The organism is Candidatus Defluviilinea gracilis, assembly GCF_057138825.1.
The window spans coordinates 56,770-78,930 of sequence record NZ_DBNHEF010000049.1 but is presented as its reverse complement, the minus strand read 5'-3'; the positions used below and the strand labels follow the sequence as shown (position 1 = coordinate 78,930).

Here is a 22,161-nt window from a genome sequence, read left to right as displayed (position 1 = left end):
GGTTTTCCTTTGAGTACTTTGTGACCTTTGTGTTTAATTTTCGACATAAACGTTCGTAAACAATTCTTCCAACGCGGGTTCGGGGGAAGTCTCGGCGAATTCAACCGCCTTGTTCACTTCCTCTTCCACGCGGGCTTCGATCTCATCCAAACCCTTGCGGGTGGATGCCTTCGTGTCCAATAGATATTTGTTGAAAATACCGATGGGGTCGTTTTCCTGCCATTGCTTGACCTCTTCCGCTTTGCGATAACGTTCGGGGTCGCCCATCGAATGTCCGCGGAAACGATAGGTATCCACCTCCAGAAAATAGGGCTGACCTTCCTTGCGAACGTACCGTATCGCCTCTTTTGCCGCTTCATAGACAGCCATCACATCCATGCCGTTGACTTCCGCATTCTTCATGGCGTACCCTTCGGCTTTTTGGCGGATATCGGAAACAGCCGAGGCGCGTTCCACCGATGTGCCCATGCCGTATTGATTGTTCTCGCACACCCACAACACGCGCAAGCCCCAGGTCTTCGCTAAATTCAACGCTTCGTGGAAGTAGCCGATGTTGGTCGCGCCATCGCCGAACATACAAATGGTCACGTTGTCGTTTTTTGCATATTGGTCGCCGAGGGCGAGTCCCGCCGCGATGGGTAAATGCCCACCCACGATGGCATGCCCGCCCCACATGTTTTTTTCCACGCTTGCCATGTGCATCGAGCCGCCCTTGCCCTTCGACATCCCGGTTGCTTTGCCGAGTAATTCCGCCATCACTTCATCGGCGGAAAGCCCGCAATTGATGGCGACGCCGTGATCGCGGTAGGCGGTGATGACGCGGTCGCGCGGTTCGCGCGCCGCGATCAAACCGGTTGACACGGCTTCCTGCCCGATATACAAGTGCATGAAACCGCCGATCTTGCCCGCCTGGTACAGTTCCGCGCCGCGTTCTTCCACGCGGCGAATTAGCACCATTTGGTGATACATATCTAATTGCTGTTCTTTCTTCATTGATTGTGCTCCACTGGATTAAGATCTCGCGTTTTGGGGCTTACACAAAAACAACACCAGAGAGCCTCTGGCGTTGTGGTTCTCGTAATTCCGAACGGCATTATATCAGGGTTTCTTACGATGTTTTCCCCTCCGAGTATATTGCGCTTGCGCGAAGATCCTTTACGCAATTCCGGCGCGACCATTGAATTCTTCTCCGTTTTTTGTTATAAACAAAGCAGTGACCCGCCATATCACTTATCACTTTCAATTCAAGGAGAAGAGAATGAAACTTTCACCCCCTAAAACGATCACTTTCTGGATCGGCGTTGTTCTCGGTTTGCTCGGTCTGCTCGGCGGCATTGGCGTCGTTGGCGCCCTGGCTGGTTATGCATTCTGGCTCGCCTTTGCCGGCTTTGCCGTTCTCGCCCTCGGCTTGCTCGTCGACGGCATATAATTAATTGGCTCAGGCGGATCACAGACTCCTCGCATAATGCGGGGAGTTTTTATTTTGGGATACAATCGAACAGCAGGATGTTTACAGCAAAGGAGAAACAATGGAGCGCATCCATATTTTGCTCGGCGTTCAATCTCTGCTTGCGATCTTTGTCTCATTCAACCGCCTCACAGACTGGTTCAACGGGTATGTTCTGCCGAACGAATTCCTCCGCTGGGTGGACTTGAACAACGTCATCGTCGCGTTGGCCAGCATGGTGGCGGGATATTTGCTGAAGAAAACGCTCGAATACAACTCCCCTGCCCGCGAGGGACGCGCGCACATGGCATGGAATTTAGTTTTCTTCATCGGGGTATTCCTCTCTGCTGTGAGTTACGGCTTCCATGAATTGGGAAATTACCTGCACTTCCGCTTCTGTTTAGAGGATACGACGAGCGACCTGTGCCGCATCGTCATCTTCAACGATGGCGAATTTAGTCACTGGTTGTTTTTCGCAGGGTTCATCATGGTCAACGCGGCGATCCTGTTTGTGCAAAATATCTTTCCGCATCAAGGAGAGGTCAAAGGCGGCGACATCGCCCTGCTATTGTTGAACTCGCTCTTCTTAGGCTTGGGCGTGATGGCAAACCTCGGTTTTGAAACCATTGGTTTGGATTTGTATATCGTCGCATTACTCGCCATCGTTGCGGCATTCTTGCTCTGGCGAAGAGGCAAACAGCCTATGTTCATCTACTACACGTCCGCGTATTGGCTGGGACTGATAGGCAGTTTGATCGCGCAGGCGTTCAGATAGTTTATTTACAAAAGGGAAAACAACATGACAACAGAGAACATTCTCCAAAACGCAACGGACGAGCAACTCGGTCTGGCAGTGTTCGAGAATCTGTACGACTTGTTTCGCGCCATGGCAAACGACCTGCCCGACGGAAAATTGATCGAAAACGAAACACTATCGCGTCATCTTTCGTTTCCGTCCAATCCCATGTTCAAAGGAGTATGGAAAACAAGATTGTCAGAAAAGGAAGTAGACGCGGCCATCGACGAGACCATCGCGTGGTTCAAAGAGCAAAACGCTCCCTTTTTCTTTTGGTGGACAGGCGGAGGCACGACACCCAAAGATTTAGAAGAACGACTTGCCCAGCGCGGTTTGCTCTCGATGGCAGAACAAACTCAGGAACTCGCAAAAGGGATTCTTTCCACAGAACAAGGTTCTCCCTGCATGGTTGCCGAACTGAGCAAGATGAACGAAACGATTCTCGCAAAAACGCCGCCAGGCTTTGCGATCAACGAGGTCGAAAACGAAACGCAACTATACGATTTCAAGAACGTATTTGTGGAAACCTATGCGATTCCCGAATGGGCAGGGCAGGCATGGGTGGACGCAACGCTGAAGATCGGCATCGGCAAAACTCGCTGGAGGATGTTCGTTGGATATTTGAACGGAAGCCCCGTTGCGACCAATATGCTTTTCAACGGCGCGGGTGTTGCCAGCGTCTATGCAGTGGCGACGATACCCTCCGCGCAGGGGAAAGGTATCGGCGCGGCGATCACGCTCAAACCATTGCTCGAAACGCGCGACAAAGACGGGCACAAATATGCCGTATTGTTTTCTACTGAAATGGGCATCAAAGTCTATGAACGGATTGGTTTTCGCCTGACGAATCTCCGCATTAACCGTTACCTCTGGCGGAACGGATAAACTCACAGCATCGTATCCTTTCGCTGTGGTGTTCTACCAGTGAAACACAAAGGAGACAAAATGGACTATCTTCATCTCATCTTGCGTATCATTCACATCGGCGCGGGCGTGTTTTGGGTAGGTGGCGTGTTGATGATGACGTTCTTTATCGCGCCCACGCTGGGAGCCATCGGCGAAGGCGGACCGAAATTCGTCGCGCACCTCGTGAAGAATTTGAAGTTCACCACACGCATGTCCATCGCGGCGGGGTTGACGGCTCTGGCCGGGGCGTGGCTGTACTGGATCGATTCAAGCGGATTCCAATCCGCGTGGATGATGTCGAGCGTGGGCACCGGATTCGGACTCGGTTCATTCTTCGGGGCGGTTGGATTCGTCTTCGGAATCCTGATCGGCCGCACAACGAATGCGTTAGTCAATCTTGGCGGGCAGATGCAGGGCAAACCTTCGGCTGAGCAAATGACTCAACTTCAAATGCTGCAAAGACGTCAGGGATTGTATTCGCGCATTGCATCGATTTCACTGATCCTGTCAGTGCTTTTCATGGCGATGGCGCGGTTTCTGGTATTTTAGGCGCAGATGAAGTCTAGAAAATTCAAAGCGTTTCTCGCGGTTCTTTTTCTCGCGCTCGTCGCGTCGGTGATCGTCAACCCGAAGGCGCCGCCCACGCGATATTACGATGGCGTCCCGCGCACGCTGGTCATCGCGCATCAGGGCGGAGACGGCGTGTGGCCCGGCGACACCATGTTCGCGTTTGAACAAGCCGTCCAGATTGGAGCAGACGTCCTTGAGATGGACGCGCACATCACGAAGGACGGTCACATCGTGTTGATGCACGACGAAGAAGTGGATCGCACCACCGATGGCGCAGGGCTGATCGAAGACAAAACTCTTGAAGAGTTGAAACGGCTCGACGCAGCGTATGGCTGGTCAATAGATGACGGGAAAACTTTTCCGTATCGCGGGCAGGGAATCCAAGCGCCGACATTGGAAGAGGTCTTCCAACGGTTTCCACAGATGCGTTATGTGATCGAGATCAAGTTGACAAATAACCCGATCGACAAACCGTTGTGCGATTTGATCCGCCAATACAACATGCAGGATAAAGCGCTGATCGGTTCATTCCACGATGAGGCAATGAAAAACTTCCGCGCCACATGTCCCGAAGTAGCGACGTCCGCTTCGCGCACCGAGGTGAGAAATTATGTTTTGCTGGGAAAGGTTTTTCTCTGGGGGTTTTATTTGCCGCGCTTTCAAACGATCCAACCGCCCTGGGACCCCGAAGAGTCGCTGGGCATCCAGATCATGACCGAACGATTCGTGCGCGAGTCGCACGCCAAGAACATCCGCGTCGAACCATGGACAGTGGACGACCCCGAGCTGATGAAACTGTACATCGAATGGGGCGTGGATGGTATCATTACCGACAGACCCGACCTGCTGGTCGAAGCGCTGGGAAAATAAGAACCGCCCTAACTGGAGACACATATGAAAAGTATTTTCAGTTTCTTTCTCGATATTGAAAAATTGATTTACAAGATCCTGATGTGGTTCATCCTCGTCCCCAAGACGTTGGTAAAGATCACGCTCAACCCCGCCTGGGCGCCGGACTATGTGAAGGAGGAGTTGGAGAAAGATCAAACGCCGTTCGACGAATATATTTCCCCCATCATCCTGTTACTGGTGGTCGCGCTGATTCCAGCGGTGGCGTTTAACCTACTACCGACGTTCGGCGCGTCGATCAGTTCGCCCGCCGAAACGCAACCCACCACAGACCGCGTCCTTTCGTTTGAAGTGCGAACGGATTTCCGCTCTTCCTCCAAGGAAATGGATTATTTTCACACCTGGACGGTATCGAGGGTGGGTTCTGCCTCAACGGGGAGTGGCAACCAGGTCATCAAAACCGAAATCCATTATCCGCAGGGACCTGTCAACTTTATCGAGGAGATCGATGACAACACGGTCAAAGATAAGTTCCTGTTTACGTTCCAGGACCCCGGCGAGTATCTGGTCGCTGTATCGGCTGGCAAGTTTGATCCTGATAAGTTCGACGCGGCGAGCCAGCAAGGGATTGTTACCGAGATCCACCCATCCACGTTGCGGGTGATCGTTCCAGTCAAACTGGACGACCCGATCGTGATCTCTAATGAGGAGCGAACCAAAGATACAGAAGCCGCCAACCCGGAGGGGCTCGAATCGTTCACCTCCTCGGTGCAACGAGAGAATACGCTCTTCCTCGCGATTGCCCTCATGCTACCCCCGCTTTTCTTTGCCCTTGCCACGCGGCTCTTTATTACCGCCATCGGCGAAGATACGCTCAAGGAAAGTTTTTATACCCAGTGTTATTACTTTTCACCGTTGAGTTTGGCGATTTGGGCAAGTTATTACGCCAGATATTTCTTTACCTCCGACGCGTACTTTTTTGCCTCCGGCAACCTTGCCTTGCAGATCATCTGGTTGCCGACCTTGCTCGCCGCGCTGTGGTTCGTCCGCGCGGAGGTGAAGACCATCGAAGACGCGCGCGGACTCAACGGTATTCGCTCCCTCGCCGTCACCCTTATTTGTATCGCCATCATGTTGTTCGCGGCAAGCGGCATCTTTCAATTTGCCACACTCCAGGATGATGTCCGCTTACTCGCCATCCGTAGCTACCCGATTCTGGCGGCGACCATGATCGCCGGGTTTGGTCTGGCTTGGTATCGCCGCCGCAGAAGCCGAAACGAGTTCATGAAACCCAGTCACTTTGTGGGGATCGCGGTAAACGCCGTGGTGTTGATCGCGTTATTGGGTTTTGTCTCGGCGCGTTTTGGGACACAGACACAATCGAATGCGGTCCCATCCACTGAACCGCCGCAAGCCACCGCCACCGAACTGGCGGGAGCCACACAACCGTCCACCATCCCCTCTGTCCCCTCGAACCCATCGACCTCAACACCAGAAGCGCAAGACACTCCCACGACAGAACCAGCGGAAAGCCCCACACCGACGCTGAATCCGTTTTATGTGGATGAATTCAATACCGATCTCACCAAATGGTCTACCTTTATGACCAGCGGAGACTCACGGATGGTGATTCCACCGGTCGTGGATCGCGGCGTGCTTCCGCTTCAACTGTTGCAAGTGGACGACCGGGTCGGGCAATACTATCTCATCAACGACGCCTTCTCGTATTCAGACGTTAAAGTGGAAGCGGTGGCGACAAACCGAGGCAACAACTCCAACGGGGTGGGTTTGATCTGTCGCTACAGCAATGTCGGTTGGTATGAAGCCCAGATTTCCAACTCGCAGAGGTTCGCCATTTATGTGGTGGATAGCGTGGGGCTTGTCAGCCAGGGGTACAACGAGGTGCTCACAGGCGAATCGTCTGCCATCCGTTCCGGTCCTTCCACCAATGTCTACACCCTGACGTGCAAAGGCAAAACGATCAGCCTTTCGGTCAACGGCGAACTCGTGGGCGAGTTTGAAGATACCTATTTAGGTCTCACAGACGGCAAGATTGGGCTTTCGATCTGGTCGCCGCAGACCTTACCGGTCATTGTGGATATCGAGACGCTGACGGTCAGCGCGCCGGAGTAAAAGTAGGCAAGGAAACAGATAGAGATGTAAACAAAGAGCGCTGAGGAGACTCAGCGCTCTTTTCATACTTCATAATTCATCCTTCGCCTTTGTCTCTATCTCACCCACACCGTTCGATCTTCAAACGAGGGACGCGGTTTCGATTCCGGTATTCCTTCGGGATAGCCGATATACAAAAACGCGATCAGATGTTGGTCAGGGGCAAAGCCTAAAAACTCTTTCACTTTCGAATCCAGCGCCCATTCGCCTGTGCGCCACTTGGCGGCGAGTCCTTCGGCTTCGGCGGCGAGCAAAATGTTTTGGCACGCCGCGCTCACTGCCATGATGTTTTCGATCTCCAACACTTTCGGTTCGGCGGGCTTATCCACACCGACGGCGATGATGAGCGGCGCGCGGCGAGGCAATGCGCGGGTTTTCTCTAACGCCTCCGCTGGCAGATCAGGATGACGGTCCGCGAAAGAAGCGGCGAACACCTCTCCCAAGTTATTGAGTCCGCTTCCCGTCAACACCGCGAATCGCCAGGGTCTTACCTTATAATGATTCGGCGCCTGCGCGGCCGCGCTCAATAATTTTTCGATCACCGCGCGCGGAACTTCATCCTGCTTTACTTTTGCATTACTCTGTCTGTGATGAATTGCTTCAATGACGTCCATGAAATCCTCCAGCCTATTGATACAATTGTGGCAAAGGTTCTTACCCATGAAAATTTTTTATTCCGAAACGCATCGCAAGCATGACCCATCGTTTGAACTATTTGACGGCGGCTTGCGCGCGCCGTATCTCGAAAACCCCGACCGCATGGATCGCATCCTGAACGCTCTGCGCGAAACAGATTGGGCGGAGATACGGGAACCGTCGGATTTTGGACTCGACCCGATTCTCGCCGCGCACGACAAAGACTACATTGCGTTCCTCGCCTCTTGCTGGACGGAATGGCTGGAGACAAAGCCCAAAGATCCCTCCCTCTTTTTGCCTGCCACGTTCGCTCTTCGGCATCACCCCCAAAAGCCGAAGTCGTTGCTCGGGCGCGGCGGCTACTACATCATGGATCTGAGCGCGTGCATCGTCGAAGGGACATACCAAGCCGCATTGGCTTCTGCGAATTGCGCGCTCAGCGCGGCCGAATCAATTATTCAATCCACCGCTTCGCCCTCCTCTTCATCCTTCAGAATTCAGCCTTCATCCTTTGCCCTATGCCGCCCGCCCGGTCATCACGCCGGCAAAGATTACGCGGGCGGATATTGCTTCATCAACAACGCGGCAGTTGCCGCGCATTGGTTGTCTTCCAAAGGAAACGTCGCGGTGATCGACATTGATTACCACTGCGGCAACGGCACACAAGATATTTTCTATGAACGCAACGATGTGTTGACCATTTCCATCCATGCCGACCCCGACTTTGAGTACCCGAGTTATTTCGGTTTTGCCAACGAACGCGGCAAGGATCAAGGCTTGGGCTTTCATCACAACTTCCCCTTACCCAAAGGCACGGACGATGGATCATATCTCGCCGTGTTGGATCGCGCGCTGGAGTTGATCCGCGAATACAAACCTGCGCATCTCGTCGTTTCTGCCGGCATGGACATTTACGCCGACGACCCGCTTGGCACGATCAAAGTATCGACCGAGGGCATCCGCGAGATCGGCAGACGCATCGCCTTATTGAATCTTCCTTCTGTGATCGTGATGGAGGGCGGATACAATAATGAGGCGCTGGGCAGGAACATCACAGCCTTTCTTGGAGAGTTCAAATGAAAAAACCTTTATCACAAAGGCTTGTATTGAGCGAAGTCGAAGTGACACCAAGCACACAAAGTGAAACTCTACGGAAAGGCGATTCGATTATCGCTCGTCCAACCTTAGTGACCTTTGTGTCCTTCGTGTTAAAAAGGTCTCCTGCTGTCTTTGTCCTGATAATCATACTTACAGCCTGCGGAGTATCGCCCGTTGCGCAAGCGACACCGACAGCCACCGCAAGCGTTGTCCCACCGACAGACACTCCTCAACCCACGCTCACCTTCGCGCCGACCGAAACATTCACCCCGACAATTACCTTCACGCCAAGCATCACCCCGACGTTCACGATCACATCCACGCCGACGTTTTCATTCCCTGTGGTTACGGTCAACAAACAAGCGCATTGCCGCTACGGTCCCTCGCAAGCCTATCTCCACGCCGCAGACTTGTACCCCGGCGATGTTGGCACAGCGCGCCAGCGATTTCTATATAGCAAATGGCTGTACGTGAAATTCGACAAACTGGATTATTTCTGCTGGGTCGCGCCATCCGTTGTGGATGTGGTCGGCGATGTGACCACGCTGGAGTACAAAGAACTTCATCTGCAATCCATCGGGAGCAACATGTACGGCCCGCCGCAGAACGTGTTTGCGGTCCGCGATGGGAAAAAAGTTACGATCCATTGGGACAAGGTCGTGATGACCAACGACGACGACCGCGGCTACCTCCTCGAACTGTTCGTCTGCCAAAACGGCGCGTATATTTGGTGGACCGATTCATACCCCGATCAATTCAAAACTAGTTACACAGTCACCGACGAAGCGGGTTGCAACTTCCCCTCTTCAGGAAAACTATACACCGTCGAAAAGCATGGATTCTCCGAAGCGGCGATTATCCACTGGCCCCCGCCGTAGATATTTTTCAAAGCATGAATCGAAATGCCATCTTCACTCCTTTAATTCTTCTCGCGTTCACAGCGTGCCATGCCAACGCGCCGCAACCTCCATTGCCGACTGCGACACAGACGGACTCGTCCCCCACTGCGACTTTCACCGCCCCACCGACTCTGACCGCCACCCCGCAACCGCATCGTCCGCCGGTTCAACTTGGTCCAAACCAGACGGATTTTCCGACGGGCGTCAATCCGCTCACGGGGCTTGAGGTGCACGACCCGTCGTTGTTAGACCTTCCCGCAGTGTTAGTTTCCATCAGTAACATGCCCGTGACTGCCCGTCCGCAAGCGGGACCCGCGTTCGCGCCGTGGATCTTCGAGTTTTACATCGGCGAAGGCTCCACGCGATTCATGGGCGTGTTCTACGGCGACAATTTGCGCGCGATTCCCAACGTCACTGGCGGATGCAAGGTGCGCGAGGAAGTCTTCTTTCCAACAGGGCATTGGATCGGCAACCGCATCTGGCTCGATGAAAACGCGGACGGCGTGCAAGACAGTTGGGAAGCGGGAGTTGGGGGAGTCTGCGTCCGCTTGCTGGATGCGAACAGCCGAAATGTTTTAAACGAAACGACAACCGATTCAAATGGATATTTCGCCTTCGATCATCCGCGCGATGATGCGATCATCCAAGTCGTCAAACCCGATGCGTATCAATTCACTCTGCAAAATGTCGGCGATGAGGATTCTGATTCGGATGCGGACGCCGAAGGGGAGCTAAAAGTCCCCGCGGGTGAATCAACCCTCCCGTATGTTGACGCGGGGCTCGTCCTCCAAAAAATCCCAACGATGACGGCGAGTCCTGTTGTGACCGGGACTCCTCCGAATTGGTTTTTTCCGCTTGAGCCATATATCGGACCTGTGCGGTCGGGGCGACTCACGTACAACCAGATCGGCGGGATGTTTCCGAATAGTTGTCTCGTGTATGCGAGCGCAGCGGAGGACATCGGCGAGCAACTTGATGCGTGCGAGATCGTTTATGGCGTGGATAAAACCACGCCCAACAGCGCGTTGCTCACGCGCGCGCGGTTGCGCGAACTCGCAAAGAATGCGTTGAACCCGCGGCAACCTGTGAATTATTCGGGAAATGTTTTCTCCGATTCAATTCTGAACGACGGGCGTATTGCGAATGAGATCGATGTCTTCTACAATTCGTTCACGCAATCGGGCTGGCAATACGACCCGATCTCGCAAACGTATTTGCGTTGGACAGACCGAGCCGATCAAACTGGAAATCTTTTTCCCGCAACAGATCGTCTGACGGGCAGGCAAATGGCGTTTGAAAATGTGATCGTATTGTTCGCCGAACATTCGCGCTATCGTCATAATCAACTTGAGATTTTGCTCGGCGCGGGTCAAAAGGGAGTCGCGTACTTATTTCGTGATGGACAAGTTTTTAGAATCCAATGGTCAACATTGAATCGTGAATACGAGAAGGCGACAGGTTTGCTTCGTCCGATCTATTTTGTCGATTCGTTCAACAACCCCATTCCTCTCCACCCAGGCAGAACGTGGATTCATTTGATGACTCCATTTTCATCTGTGAGCGATCAAGGCAACGGCGCGTGGCTGGCGCAATTTGTTCAACCCGCCGATCCGTTGGATACGCCGACGCCGTGAAAGGCAAGGGAGGATTAGAGAATTAGAAGATTGAGATTAGAGACTGGAGACTGGAGATTGGAGATTGGAGATTGGAGATTGGAGACTGGAGATTGGAGATTTATGAATTTCTATGCCGCAAAACTAAAATTCCTTTTCGAGAAAAACGCGAATCCATCCCAAGCCGCGCCGATGAAGAAGTATATGCGCGATCAGTTCGAATATTTGGGAATCAAATCTCCGCAGGTGAAGGAGTTGCTTCGGGAGCATGTGAAACTTCATGGCATGCCAACGCTTGAGGAGATGGACGAGATCGCTCTCGACTTGTGGAGCCTGCCTCAGCGCGAATTTCAATATGTTGCGATGAGTTTGATGGAGAGGCTGGAAAAGAAACTGCCCGAGTCGTCTATCAAAACGCTGGAATATATGATCACGCACAAATCATGGTGGGACACAGTGGACAACATCGCACACATCGTCGGCGCGCATTTTCGCCGCTTCCCCGATGTGAAGGAAAAATATCTCGCCAAATGGCGTAAGTCAAAAAATATCTGGCTCAGGCGCACGGCGATTCTGTTTCAACTCGACTACAAGAAAGAAACGGATTTTGATCTACTGCGCAAGATCATCCGCGAGAACCTCGGCTCGGATGAGTTCTTCATCAACAAAGCCATCGGCTGGTCATTACGCCAATACGCGCGAGAGGATACAAAGGCAGTGAAAAGGTTTGTGAAGGAAACCGACCTGCATCCCATCAGTCGGCGCGAGGCGATGAAGCATTTGAGGTAAAAGTAGCCGGTGGCTTCGCTTGTCGTCAATTCTGCAATCAGTGGCTTGTTTTTATCATCTGTCCCCAAGTTCTTTGGACGAGAACGCCCACACCTATCCCAGCCAACAGACCAATCAAGATACCGGCGATGAGTTTGATGAGTTCATTGGAGGTTTGTGTGATTACAATTTGTCCAAGATACCTGCCAGCCAAGCCCGCGAGCGCCATTGCAAGGAGAATACCGAATACTTCAAGAGCAATCTTGCGCACCAACTCGCCACTCGTGAGATTGCCTCGCTTGTACAACTCCCTTTGCTTCTTGATAATAGGCAGAATGACTACGCCGAAACTTAGCAGGAGTAGAGACATGCCAAGAACTGGCATGGCGGATGGAAAGAACCACATCAAGATAACCAAAATCACCAAAAGTAATAAACCAACAAGCTTCATCTCGTCTCCTTTCGCTTATTTTTAACATTATGGTATAGGTGTCGCAACAAAAATTGAATAGTTAGTCGAAAGACCATTGTAAGGCGTCAAATATTTCAAGGCCAAATCTGCATCGCCATATTCTTCTTTTAGTATATTTCTATAATCCTCAGGCTTGAAATACGCCAATGAAACTATGGAAAATTCAGACTTGCAAGGCGAACCGTCGACATTCGACAGTGTTGTTCCCTGATAGCAACCTACAGTTATCCCGATATTGGGATAATAGAAGTGAATAGATTTTTTCCAATAGTCCGGATGAATTGTTGGGCTTGAAACTAAAATCACTCCATCTGGTTCTCCAAAAACATCAAGAACCTGACCCATTATCAACATGTCGTTTATGTAAATGCGGTCAACCACATCATCGTCATCCTCTTCAAATATAAACGATATTATTGGGGGAGAACCATTAGGATGATAACGATATGATTCATCAATGAACCTAATCTTGATAAACTGATAACCTGATAAGTATTCCCCTTCTTCAATTTGAATCTGGCTTGAATCTGCCGGGAACGTATCAAGCACATTTCGTATTTCCTGCCTTGTGGAAACACCTGTTTGCAGTCCATTCCAGCAGGGATTCTCGCACCCAGTTTGGTCAAATTCTGCAGGGGAAGCTGGAATTTCTTCAGACCAGAAAAGAATTCCGCAAGATAATCCACCGCAAAGTAACAAGCCAAAACTAAGAATCAACAACTTTTGCTTATATATTCGCATTTTAGTTCTCCTACTTATCTGTCAAAAAATCCCAGCAAATGATCTATGATAAGAATCAAGTTGTTTCTTTGCTTATTCACAATCTGGTATCCACTCCAAACAGCCAGTTTTCTCAAACTGCTTGAACGCATCCAAAGGATTAACCCAATTTGGTTCATTGATGCCAAATTCCCGAATGTATTTCAAGAAATCCTCCTCGCTGGCAAATCCTACCTCGATCTTCTGATCGGGTACAATAACTATCCAATGCCACATCGGATCAGTAGGGAATATTTGTGGATTGGTTGGAGCAAAGATCATGATCGCGTCATGATGCACGGCTATTTTTTCTATGCTTCGAATGCGAGTTACGGGAGGATTCTCAAGTAGGTCCATTTGCCAACCTACGGATGTGCCTTCATCCGTTACTACCCTGTATGGCTTGATCAACGGCACGACCAAAAACTTTCCTTCTCCGGAATCCTCGTAGAACGGGTCGCTCTGCCGATGTTTTTTTTGAGACAAACCTCTGCAACTCAGTGTAGAGATCAGCAGGATAAGCAGGGCAAAAATTGGTGCGTATTTCATGATCTTGTTTTCCTTGAAATAGAATGATAAAACGATTTATCTGTCATTTGACCAGTGAGCTTGTACTTGCATTTCATTATTACCCCCAAGGATATCGTGATATAGAAAGCCCAATATTTTCGTGACAGCATTGTATGCGCTGCTTCTATCCTTGGACGGCTCCAAGTCGAGCTCATCCTCAAGAGCATAATCAATATGGGAAGGAATCGGTTCATCTTGAAAGAATTCACTAACCCTCCCGTTTTCAGGTCTAGCAAAAGTCCATTCCAATCAATGATTCTTTTTTCGATTTCGCCACCATCGCCAAAGAGGCTTCCCTATCCAAGAACCTACAATCCCAGCCAACCAAAGTATCCATAGATTTGGTAAATGCTCCATAGTGTTACTCCTGATTTGACGATTTCCAAGGGCGGCGTTCCCAGGCTTGATACGCCATTGAAATAGTTCCCCAAACAAAGAAAAAATGAAAAACCAACCCCATGAGGGAATACCCTATTGTGCCGCCATGCCTTTCTGCAACGCCGGATAGAAAGGCTCCAAAAATACCTGCTATTGGCGCAAGCGATAGCACAGACATGGCAATAACTCTGCCGAGACAGGATCGAGGCGCGAAGATTTCTGTATGAAGGGTTTCGGAAAGTTTCTCGTTGAGAAGTGGCAACATTGCCGCAAGCACGTACATTGCTCCCAATGGAGCAATAACCTTCCATGAGGGAAAACTTGCGTATACAAGATTGAGGCAAGCTACACCGATCACCGCTGGCATTATAGTTATTGAAATTAAGTACCTCGATATCCAAGACATCAATTTGTTTTCATCGTAGATGCGATATGCGATGCCAGACATAAAAAAAATAGCGCTACATCCTAGCGCGATATACATAGAAAAATAATTGAAGATTATTTTTCTATCTCCCGTTGGTGTGACTCCTGCCAGTGATACAGTGACTGCCAACACAATTACTCCCACAAATATATATTTTATTACTTCTGCCGATTTCTTCTGTTTATTCATAGGTTACGGCTCCGGTGTTTGATTAGGGATACCCTGGGTGTGTTGGTTGGCGATGACGGCATAGGAGTTGTTAATGCGCGCTCAGGAGTTTACTGACCCATGTTGTTGCATACAGAAATATGTCGAATTTAGGGTATAGAAATTAAACGCCAATCCATCATGTAAAGAGTCACTCTTTCTGGCAGACCTAACATTTGATTGTTCAAGAGAATTTTGCTTTCGCCCGTTGATAAGTCGAGCAGATTTATGACGCCAAGCGCGTTTATATTGTCAATTGCTACTTCATTTGATATCGGAGACCATAGAAAAGTTCCAGATGTGTATTGAACCGGCCAGATAACATCTGTTTTCCCGGTCTCCGTATTACTAACACAAAACAAAGATTTTTCCTCCCGGTAGCCATAATAACCAATGAATTTACCATCAGGCGACCAACGCACGTCACCACCAAATTGCGTATTACAATCTTTCGGGTCAATTAGCAAGCGAGTGTTCGTTAGTCCATCTTTTGAAATATTACCAATCCATAATTCTGCGTTTGCTGGATAATTTGCTTGTACGGGGTATGTAAGTTTCGTGCCATCAGGCGAGAATCGGTAGGAGGAGCCACTAAGGAAAATAGGGAGCCCGCTATAATTCGATAATTCTTGAATTAGTTTTTGTGTGCCGTCTAAAGTGACAAGATAAACGTTTTTATTTTGCGTTAGCCAATAAGAACCCTCAGGTGATGTTAATAATGCGCCTCCCGAAGGGGAGATTTCTGTAACCACGCCAGACTGAAGGTCAATGCTATAAAGTGAACTATTCCCATATTTGATTCTAGATTCAACTAAAACAATTCTGTCTGTTAGCCAAACAGCATCAGGGAAACCATTATTCAATTGAGGATGTTCAACAGCATCAAGAATCTTTATTGGGTTATCACCATCATACCTACTAACCCAAAGCCCTTCCTCATTCTTGTATAGAAGTTGTTTACCAGATGGTGACCAGCCATAGGCAAATTGCGCTTTTGGGATCAGTGAAATCTTATTCCTATCTATATCATAGATAAACGCTTTAGACGATCCATTGATAAGAATTTGTGATGTGCGACTGTCCGCGGGAGATTGTTTATAAAACATCGCAAAAACAATTATTAATGAGCCCAACAAGAGTAGGATAAATAAAAACTTTTTGTTTTTCATAGTAATACCTTATTTGCAATCATGATGAGTTCCATCGTTAAAGTAATATTGAGTACTATATTGTCCGTACTCTATATATACTGGAGTCCCCTCATCCATAGGAAGCGATACACCTGTTGGTGTCGCACAGTATGATGTAACGCTAAAGGCTATCTCTGGATGACCTTCGAAAGGTAATACTGGCAGATTGTTGGGCCAAACCAAAAGCCCTGTTGACGGATCGTAAGCGGGAGATTCCATAAGCATAGTGGCTACCTGTAAAGTTTGATCCCAATTGGTTTCTATCGCATCAGAGTTTTGGTGAGGGTAGGGCGCATTAAAAGCATTAAACGCTGGTTCTTGCCCGCTTTGGCCGTCTTCAGTTTCATAGTCGTAAGGCTGAGAAATGACGTATAAAATCAGGCTCTGATATTGTTCTAACGACAGACTTTCTACTCTTATTCCTCTGTTCCGAAGAATGGAATTAATGCGGTTTATCGCCACCTGCATTACGTTTGCAGAGGTAAGAGCATTAATACTCGATCCACCTTCGCCATATAGAGTGTGAGCCAGCATAACTGATGGAGAATCATTTGGCGATAGGCATACTGATTTTATTCCATCTTTCTCCGACTCAATACAATAACCCTGCCAATAGTTTACATATTCTGCAGGTGTTCTGTAAGAGATTGAGGGAATTATGTATTCTATACCGGCATTGATAATACATATCACCTTGTTGGGATCTGTGTTGGGGACATAATAAATTTGATTATTTGGATTAGCGTCGCTATTATTGGCTTCAACAAACTCATCCACAGTTATTCCATATCGCACAGCGATATTTATACACACATCATTTGGTTGTACAACATATACTGCTGGTGGTAACGTAAACGGTATGGGTGTAGTTGTTGCCGTCGGTGGAACTGTTGGTGGGATAGGCACGGGTGTCTCGGTAGATGGGCAGAGTGTTGGCGTGGTCGTTGGTACAGACGGCACATTTCCCGTTCCACATGCGGAGAGAAGCATGCCGAGTAGCAACAACCCAACCACGATGCCGTGAAATCGCTTTTTCTTTCCGGTGGTGAGAACACCTGCCACCGGCAAGGCGCCAATACCTGCCAGATTGAAAAGCGAGACAGCGGGCGGAGTGAAGATTGGTTGTCCCAAACAATTGAGATAATAGGTTGTTCCTGCAATTGCGGCAAGGGTCACTGTTCCTGCGGTTGCCCAAGCCGCTGTGGGATGAGTTTGAAACAGGCTAAAGAGACTCGCCCAGCCATTTTGAACTGTCTCCATCGCCATGTTAGCGTTGTTCTTTACGGTATCAACTACAGGCTTGATGTATGGTTGATAGATATGTTCATTAATCCACTTCGCCGATTCCTTGACAACCTCTTTGATCTTTTCCGCCGCTGGTTTGATATAAGGTTGATAGACTCTTTCGTCAAGAACAATTACGACAGGTTCAACGATTTTGTCCTGCACAAAGGTTGTGACAGTGTTCCATGTTTTTTGAATTGGCTCAACAATATTCTCCTGCGCGAAGTCTACTGCCTTGTCCCACCAGTTGGTTTGTGCTTCCTGCTCACCCTGTCTCATCGCGGCATAATAGGCGGCATAGCCTGCCTGCAACTCTTCGGCTTTCCGCTTCTCCTCTGCCGCTTTTTGTGACGCTTGCCAATGGGCTTCCTCTTCTTTCTCAAAGCGCGTCATCTTGTTCGCCATATGTTCGTTCTGCGCGTCCCGCCTCATCTGCTCCGCTTCCAAATTGGACGCATACGCTCCGGCGTTGAAGACGCCATCTCTGGTCGCATCCTTGATCGCCTTGCTTCTGGCCGCCGCATCCATTTCCTTGCCATGCTTCGTTTTATATTCCCGATTCGCCTCATAGATCGCCGCGCCGTTGGCGTCCCATATCTTTTGTAATTCTTTGCGTTGTTTAGCGAGTTCCTTCTCTTGGCGGGTCAACGATGGCTCTTCATCTCGACTGGCGCGGGCTTTGACTTGCTCCGCTTCATCTCGACTGGCTCGATGCAACGCTTTGCGCTTCTTCTTTTCTTCCAACGCGGTAGCCGTTGCCCAGCCAATGAGCGCGGCGGCGGTTGCGCCCCACAGGATGTTTGAGTTGGATGAGGTGGAAGCAGAGGCTGTACCCGTAGCCAGCAATAGGGAATTTTGAGTAACTTCTTTGGGGTCTGTGGTTAATCCACCAAAACTTGTTTGCGGCGGCGTTGTTAATGATGAGTTTGCGATAGGCAACTCATCCTCATCGAACAATTCCTGTGGTGGAAGGAGTGGTTCCTGATTGTTTGTAATCGTAGGCTGGAGCAAAGAGAACACTGCGGGTTGGGGAACAATCACCCTGCCCAATCCGAAACGCTCATTGCCTGCTTGGTCTTTAGCTTTGATCCACACCAGATATTCGCCGGGCGGAGCAACCGTGCCATCCCTGAACTTTCCATTCCATGTGATCTCACCTTTAAACTTGTCCCCTGAAACTTCTTCATCCCACGTGACTTTTTTGTATTTCTCGTCTTCATCTTCAATCACGATACGCAATGCCGCAAGTCCGCTGCCATCATCCTGAATGTTGTACCCAATAGTCTTGTTCACTTCCCATGAAGAAAGAAGGTCAATCGCGGGGGCTGTAGTGTCTACATAAAATTCCTGAATAGGAGTTTCAGTCTGATTCCCCGCATTATCGGTCGCTTTGAACTGGATCGTGTGATAGCCGTCCGTAAAAGAGACAGGAGAGGTGTACGCCTGATAAAGCCCGCTATCGGCGGAAACTTCGAGTGAAGCAATGCCCGAAGTGAGATCGCTGGCGCTGGCTGTGACTTGCATGTTGGAACTATACCACCCGTTGCCTCCCATCGCGCCGTTTACATTCAGGCTGATGGAAGGTGTGACCGTGTCTACCGAAATGGTGGTTGATGAGTTGGAGACATTCCCTGCATTGTCTACGGCGTGCACATCAACGGCATACACTCCATCATTAAGGGTGGTCGAGGCTGTCCATGCTCCGCCATTGACCGACAACAAGACACTGGATAATCCTGATGTGGAGTCTGAACCAATGGCAGTAACCGTTGTAGAAGAAACATACCAGGTATTCGTCCCGTTTGAGCCGATGACATCCAGACCCACATTCGGCGACATTGCATCCACTTTGGCGGAGAGACTTCCCATCTCGGAACTGTCGCCATACGATGATAACGCCCAAAAGGTGAGATCATTGTTGCCTTCGCTCAAAGGCACATCGCACGAAGAACCCGAACAGGCAAATGTTTGTCCGTTCAACGAGCCTTCAACCGCGAGAATGTTGTAACCCGCTAAAGGCTCGCTTCCATTCAGGGTAAGCGTAGGCAAAGTGTTACACCAGCCATTGTTCGAGTTGCAATTTTGCAGGGAACTGCTAATGGCCGCAGGAGGTAAGTTGATTGTCTTTTCTACGACTTCTGATATGGTGCCGAGTTTGTACGAATAGGTGGCATCGCCGCAAGCGCTACCCGGCTTGCGTTTCCACTCGCAGACGATACAATCGTCCGCCTTATTTCCTTTTTTATCAAGGCAATATGGAGCCTTATTATTGTCCCGCGCCCACACACCATAATCATACGTGTCCACTTCGCTCGTGGTAGTTGTGCGATCTGGTCCAAGATAATCTGCCAAGACAGGTGTGACAATTCCTAAAATCAGAACTGTTATAACAAAATACAAGAGCGATTTGCGTTTGATATGGATAAGATCAGATTTGCCTTGCATGGTTTTCCTGCCAATCAATGATGATGACTTCTAATGAAGCCGCAGGAGCATACAGGCGAATAGTGATGTAGGAGTTTACAGGCTTGTTTGGAATGGATTACAAATGCGAAAGGCTGTCTGACAGATTTTTATCTCGAAACCTGCCGCCAAAAGCAATCTCCCTCAACGGTGAAGAGAGTGCTTCTCGAAGACTCTCAACGACATCAGCGGTTCCTCAAAAACTTCGTCGCGTCTGAAAAGTGACCTTTGAGATAATCGCGCACGGCGGGTTCTATGTCCATTTCATCCAACGCTTTGTGCATGCACCATTCCCATTGACTACTTTCCGTCTCGCCGATGGAGAATGGCGCGTGACGCATTCGTAAAGCAGGATGACCACGCGATTCGATATAGAGTTGCGGTCCGCCCGACCAGCCAGTGAGGAACATGAAAAGTTTTTCGCGCGATTGTTTCAAACTCTTCGGATGAATGGCGCGGATGTCCGCGGCTTCAGGCGCGGAATCCATCAAGTCGTAGAAGCGGTCAACGAGTTTGCGGACGCCCGTCTCGCCGCCGAGGAGTTCGTAGAGGGAGTGTTCGGAGTCGATCATTAGAAAGAACTACCCCACCACCCGCATCTCCCTCGGCATATCGGACAACACGTCCGCGCCCGAGTCGGTGATGACAACATTGTCCTCGATGCGTACGCCGTTTCGTCCAGCCAGATAAATCCCAGGCTCAACCGTGAACGCCATGCCGGGTTCGAGCAATTGCATATTGTCGCCGCGCATGTAGGGGTCTTCGTGTCCCTCCATGCCAATGCCGTGACCGGTGCGATGCGTGAAATATTTTCCGTAGCCAGATTGTTCGATCACGTCGCGCGCGGCTTTGTCCACATTTGCGCATGGGACGCCCGGCTTCGAGGCGGCGCGACCAGCCGCGTTCGCCTCCTGAGCGATCTTGTGGATTTTTTCGTACTCGGCATCCACCTCACCCACTGCAAACGTGCGCGTGAGGTCGGAGATATACCCATCGCGCGCCGCGCCCCAATCCACCACAAGCAAATCGCCCGCTTGTAATTTTCTTTCCGTCGGCGAGGCGTGCGGATTTGCCGAGTTCGGTCCCGCTGAAACGATGGGACTGAATGGCATTTCAGGATCGGAACCATGCTTGAACAATTGCATCATCAACTCTGCCGCCACCTCTTTTTCGCTCATGCCAATTTTGATGAACGGAATCGTCGCCTCAAGCGCGGACTGGGCGATCTGCACCGCGCGGCGCATGGCTTCCACTTCCGTTCGATCTTTTCGTAAGCGGAGTTGGGATAGCGCATCGCCCGCGTCGGGGAAGTCCGCTTCGGGGGCGGCGTTCTTCACATAATTGAATTCCAGCAGACGCAATTGCCGCGACTCAACGCCAACCCGCTTCCCATCGAGATCGAGAGCCTGCGCCGCCTTGCGGAACGCCACATCCCATTCGGCTGGGTTTTCGGGATACGAAAACACTTGCAGTTTGTATGGAAGATTTGCCACCTTTTGCAATTCCAATTCAGGGAGGACAAGCGCGGGGATTTGGTCTTTTGCAAAAAACAAAACGACGGGACGCTCCATCAAGTGGAAGTTCAGCCCGGTGAGATACTTGAGGGTTGGACCCGGATTCAGGATCACTGAATCAAGTCCACCCGTCGAAAGCGAAGCGTTGAGTTTGTCCAAGCGTGATTGAGTCATGTGAGTCTCCTTAAGCATGTTATCGCGTTGAGCGGAGCGTAGCGCAGTCGAAACGCAGGGATGGCGTGTACGTGTGTCCTTCGACTGCGGGACTTCGACGTACACTCAGTCCCTCCGCTCAGGATGAAAAGTTAATCCAAATTATGATTCTTCTTCGAGAAGAAATACGTGATCCAATCCACTGCGACGGGGAAGAGCGTGTCGAACGTGGTGATGATGCGAAACCACCACGGGATAACCAGCGTGCGGCGCGGACGTTTGGCAACTTCGACAACGCGCCGAGCGACATATTCAGAAGTGAGATGCGGATACTTGATGTGCCTGATCGTTTTGCGCGCTTGCGTGCGTTCGAGTTTATCGCCGAACTCAGTGACGGCGGGACCGGGATAAATGCCCGAAACTTTGATGCCGAGGTGACTCACTTCGCGGCGAAGCGCGTCGGTGAACGCGCGCGCGCCGAATTTGCTGGCGGCATACGATGTGATCGTGGGCGCGGCAATAAGACCAGCGACAGACACCATGTTGATGACGTGACCTTCGCCGCGTTCGAGCATGTGCGGAAGGACGGCGCGCGTGACGAGCATCGTGCCGATGAGGTTGACGCGGATCAGCGTTTCGATGTCGCGTTCGGGTTTGAGATTCTCGAACCAGTTGACCGCGCCATAGCCCGCGTTGTTGAAAAGGATGTCAATGTTGCGATAGAGATCGAGCGCGGTCTGCACCATCACTTCGATCTCGGCGCGTTCTGAAACATCTACAGGAATGGCAAGCGCTTCGCCGCCTTTGCTTTGAATCTCAGCCGCGAGCGTTTGCAATCTATCGAGCCTGCGCGCGGTGAGGATGACTTTGCATCCTTCTGCGGCAAAAAGTTTCGCGGCGTCTTCGCCGAATCCAGAGGATGCGCCCGTGATGAGGACGACTTTGTTTTTGAGTGAATTTGACATAATTTTTTTAAACACAAAGGACACA

Annotated in this window: 21 protein-coding genes; 10 read left to right on the top strand and 11 right to left on the bottom strand. The window is 50.3% G+C overall.

Annotated elements, in window-relative coordinates; all coding sequences use genetic code 11:
- Positions 1-33 precede the first annotated feature (33 nt).
- On the bottom strand, positions 34-993 hold the full coding sequence (gene pdhA / locus AC16KF_RS07060) for a pyruvate dehydrogenase (acetyl-transferring) E1 component subunit alpha (RefSeq protein ID WP_484036601.1): 960 nt from the start codon (positions 991-993) through the stop codon (positions 34-36).
- 265 nt (positions 994-1,258) lie between these two features.
- Here pdhA and AC16KF_RS07055 point away from each other — a divergent pair, with 265 nt between their 5' ends.
- The 6 genes from AC16KF_RS07055 (at position 1,259) to AC16KF_RS07030 (ending at position 6,701) form a co-directional block, all read left to right on the top strand.
- Entirely contained in the window at positions 1,259-1,429 is a 171-nt protein-coding gene (locus tag AC16KF_RS07055; protein WP_484036600.1) for a hypothetical protein, read from the top strand.
- 100 nt (positions 1,430-1,529) lie between these two features.
- Positions 1,530-2,222 (top strand): hypothetical protein, encoded by a 693-nt coding sequence (locus AC16KF_RS07050; RefSeq protein ID WP_484036599.1) that lies wholly within the window; start codon positions 1,530-1,532, stop codon positions 2,220-2,222.
- A gap of 24 nt (positions 2,223-2,246) precedes the next feature.
- Entirely contained in the window at positions 2,247-3,128 is an 882-nt protein-coding gene (locus tag AC16KF_RS07045) for a GNAT family N-acetyltransferase (protein WP_484036598.1), read from the top strand.
- 60 nt (positions 3,129-3,188) lie between these two features.
- Positions 3,189-3,698: a hypothetical protein gene (locus AC16KF_RS07040; RefSeq protein ID WP_484036597.1), complete on the top strand. Its 510-nt coding sequence runs from the start codon at positions 3,189-3,191 to the stop codon at positions 3,696-3,698.
- Between the two features lie 6 nt (positions 3,699-3,704).
- The gene (locus tag AC16KF_RS07035) at positions 3,705-4,589 is read left to right on the top strand and encodes a glycerophosphodiester phosphodiesterase family protein (RefSeq protein WP_484036596.1); all 885 of its coding nucleotides are present in this window, start codon (positions 3,705-3,707) and stop codon (positions 4,587-4,589) included.
- Between the two features lie 24 nt (positions 4,590-4,613).
- Positions 4,614-6,701 (top strand): hypothetical protein, encoded by a 2,088-nt coding sequence (locus AC16KF_RS07030; RefSeq protein WP_484036595.1) that lies wholly within the window; start codon positions 4,614-4,616, stop codon positions 6,699-6,701.
- A 95-nt stretch (positions 6,702-6,796) separates the two neighbouring features.
- Here the strand turns inward: AC16KF_RS07030 and AC16KF_RS07025 are convergent, their stop codons facing one another.
- Positions 6,797-7,354, bottom strand: a complete 558-nt coding sequence (locus AC16KF_RS07025; protein WP_484036594.1) for a nitroreductase family protein — start codon at positions 7,352-7,354, stop codon at positions 6,797-6,799.
- A 46-nt stretch (positions 7,355-7,400) separates the two neighbouring features.
- Here AC16KF_RS07025 and AC16KF_RS07020 point away from each other — a divergent pair, with 46 nt between their 5' ends.
- From AC16KF_RS07020 to AC16KF_RS07005, 4 genes are all read left to right on the top strand, one after another.
- A complete protein-coding gene (locus AC16KF_RS07020) occupies positions 7,401-8,456 on the top strand; it encodes a histone deacetylase family protein (RefSeq protein WP_484036593.1) in 1,056 nt (351 codons plus the stop codon).
- Positions 8,453-9,352: a hypothetical protein gene (locus AC16KF_RS07015; RefSeq protein ID WP_484036592.1), complete on the top strand. Its 900-nt coding sequence runs from the start codon at positions 8,453-8,455 to the stop codon at positions 9,350-9,352. Before AC16KF_RS07020 ends, AC16KF_RS07015 begins: the two co-directional genes overlap by 4 nt.
- A gap of 14 nt (positions 9,353-9,366) precedes the next feature.
- Entirely contained in the window at positions 9,367-11,007 is a 1,641-nt protein-coding gene (locus AC16KF_RS07010) for an SdrD B-like domain-containing protein (protein WP_484036591.1), read from the top strand.
- Positions 11,008-11,109: 102 nt separating this feature from the next.
- Complete coding sequence (locus AC16KF_RS07005) at positions 11,110-11,775, top strand: DNA alkylation repair protein (protein ID WP_484036590.1); 666 nt, start codon at positions 11,110-11,112, stop codon at positions 11,773-11,775.
- Between the two features lie 37 nt (positions 11,776-11,812).
- On the opposite strand, the gene AC16KF_RS07000 is transcribed toward AC16KF_RS07005, so the two are convergent.
- From AC16KF_RS07000 to AC16KF_RS06960, 9 genes are all read right to left on the bottom strand, one after another.
- Positions 11,813-12,205 (bottom strand): hypothetical protein, encoded by a 393-nt coding sequence (locus tag AC16KF_RS07000; RefSeq protein ID WP_484036589.1) that lies wholly within the window; start codon positions 12,203-12,205, stop codon positions 11,813-11,815.
- Positions 12,206-12,232: 27 nt separating this feature from the next.
- On the bottom strand, positions 12,233-12,967 hold the full coding sequence (locus tag AC16KF_RS06995; protein ID WP_484036588.1) for a hypothetical protein: 735 nt from the start codon (positions 12,965-12,967) through the stop codon (positions 12,233-12,235).
- 72 nt (positions 12,968-13,039) lie between these two features.
- On the bottom strand, positions 13,040-13,534 hold the full coding sequence (locus tag AC16KF_RS06990) for a hypothetical protein (RefSeq protein ID WP_484036587.1): 495 nt from the start codon (positions 13,532-13,534) through the stop codon (positions 13,040-13,042).
- Between the two features lie 382 nt (positions 13,535-13,916).
- Positions 13,917-14,549, bottom strand: a complete 633-nt coding sequence (locus AC16KF_RS06985) for a hypothetical protein (protein WP_484036586.1) — start codon at positions 14,547-14,549, stop codon at positions 13,917-13,919.
- Between the two features lie 128 nt (positions 14,550-14,677).
- On the bottom strand, positions 14,678-15,736 hold the full coding sequence (locus tag AC16KF_RS06980; protein WP_484036585.1) for a TolB family protein: 1,059 nt from the start codon (positions 15,734-15,736) through the stop codon (positions 14,678-14,680).
- Between the two features lie 9 nt (positions 15,737-15,745).
- The gene (locus AC16KF_RS06975) at positions 15,746-19,486 is read right to left on the bottom strand and encodes an OmpL47-type beta-barrel domain-containing protein (RefSeq protein WP_484036584.1); all 3,741 of its coding nucleotides are present in this window, start codon (positions 19,484-19,486) and stop codon (positions 15,746-15,748) included.
- Positions 19,487-19,689: 203 nt separating this feature from the next.
- A complete protein-coding gene (locus AC16KF_RS06970; RefSeq protein WP_484036583.1) occupies positions 19,690-20,076 on the bottom strand; it encodes a group II truncated hemoglobin in 387 nt (128 codons plus the stop codon).
- 9 nt (positions 20,077-20,085) lie between these two features.
- Positions 20,086-21,192: a M24 family metallopeptidase gene (locus AC16KF_RS06965; protein ID WP_484036582.1), complete on the bottom strand. Its 1,107-nt coding sequence runs from the start codon at positions 21,190-21,192 to the stop codon at positions 20,086-20,088.
- 131 nt (positions 21,193-21,323) lie between these two features.
- Positions 21,324-22,136 carry an SDR family NAD(P)-dependent oxidoreductase gene (locus AC16KF_RS06960; RefSeq protein ID WP_484036581.1) on the bottom strand — a complete coding sequence of 271 codons (813 nt, stop codon included), beginning with the start codon at positions 22,134-22,136 and terminating at the stop codon, positions 21,324-21,326.
- Between the last annotated feature and the right edge of the window lie 25 nt (positions 22,137-22,161).